This is a genomic window from Bacillus sp. mrc49 (genome assembly GCF_002803435.1).
On sequence record NZ_PHNG01000508.1, the window covers coordinates 1 to 1,718 of the forward strand.

Below are 1,718 nucleotides of genomic sequence, written 5' to 3' on the forward strand. Positions count from 1 at the left end.
GAACGACTGCGAAAGCATCGGTCTGAATCTCGCTCATATTTTTTCCGGCATCCAATTCGCATTTGAATTTATCCTTCATTCGCTTTAACTCTTGATCTGAGCATCTTTCATATTCACCCTCAAGCCGGTTCACGGCATCTGCCAACTTATATATTCGCTTTAGATCCTTGGAGCTTTCCTTGAAGAACTTTTTCATACCCGTTAGCATATGGTCCCCTCTTCTACTATTTCAATTGAACTCTACTGAAAGTATATCAGTTATATATTTACTGTTTATTAAAAATCATCTATATATTGCAATCAATAGTAAATCTTTTTTTCCGTTTCCCCCCCCCCGCTATCGGGTCGAAGATGTGCATTCTTTCTTTTTTTAGACTGATTTCGTATATTTTGTTGCTATTCACCCACTAATGCGGTGTGATCGATTTGCCTTTCAACGGGGCGGGCAGGAGTCCGCTGCTCCGTTCCAATCAACCTTAAATCGTCTCGTTTTAAAAACAACGATCTTAACGAAACAGCCTTTTTTCAAAATAAAAATTACTATTCGATTTTCAAAAACAGTATAATATTTCTTCCTTACTTTCACAGAACAATAATGAATGAATACCCATTCATATTGATCTTTCATTTTCACATCCGACTAAAGAAGCGTTTATTAGACAAACGAATCATTATTCTTTGAAACTTTCTAACTAATTAGGCGGGCAAAACTTGAAAATATTTGTAAAACCGAAGGAGGATTTAGCAAATCTAGTCAGAATATACTGTGTTATGAATTAGGGCGGGACATTTCCCACCCCATTCATAACTATCAAAGCATATAGGGGGTAATGTATGAAAGGTTCAGGGTTACAGTTTGGCGGCTCCACGAATAGGGCTGGTTGGATCATTGCCATACTAGCAGTCTTATTCATTCCATTCATTTACGCAGCACTCATTCTAACTGCTAAGTGGGGTCCGTACGATCATTTGTCTAATTTGCCGGTTGCCGTAGTCAATAAGGATGCAGGTAGTACGTTGGGAGATAAACCGGTTAATGTCGGTAAAGATTTAGTAGCGGAGCTAAGGAAAAGTGATACCCTTGGCTGGGATTTTGTCGATGATAAAAAGGCAAAGAAAGGGCTTCAGAATACAGACTATTACATGGTCATCGAAATTCCGGAAAACTTCTCTCAAAATGTAACGACGGTCTTAGACGAAAATCCTGTTAAACCTGAATTAACATATATTCAGAACGAAGGGCTGCATTACATGGCGGCTCAAGTCACAAAAAGCGCCACTGAACGCATTCGTGAAAATCTGTCGAATAAAGTGACGGCCAGTTATACGACGGCCCTTCTCTCGCAAATGGCCGAAATTGAAAACGGTTTCAATGACGGAGCTGGCGGCTCACAAAAAATCAATGACGGAGCTGGGAAACTAAAAAGCGGTACGGCCCAGATCCTCGAATCCTTGCAGCAAAAAGCTCCTGATATCGACAAGCTGGCAGGGGGGGCAGCCCAATTAAAGGTCGGAACCGGAACCATGTATAACTCATTGGCAGGTAAGCAAGCGGATATCGGTAAATTGGCGGATGGGGCTAACCAAGTCGATACCGGTATGCAGCAGGTAAACGGCGGCGCACGGAAATTAGATGCAGGCATCCAAAAACTGAATGTCGGCATGACCGAATTGAATTCCGGTGCCCAAAGGCTCAACGGCGGCCTTAATGATGCCAA

Annotated in this window: 2 protein-coding genes; one reads left to right on the plus strand and one right to left on the minus strand. The window is 41.9% G+C overall.

Annotated elements, in window-relative coordinates; all coding sequences use genetic code 11:
• On the minus strand, nt 1-208 hold a 208-nt coding region (locus CVN76_RS04905), incomplete at its 3' end, for a hypothetical protein (protein ID WP_157805528.1).
• 626 nt (nt 209-834) lie between these two features.
• On the opposite strand from CVN76_RS04905, the gene CVN76_RS04910 reads away from it, so the two are divergent.
• On the plus strand, nt 835-1,718 hold an 884-nt coding region (locus CVN76_RS04910), incomplete at its 3' end, for a YhgE/Pip domain-containing protein (protein WP_157805529.1).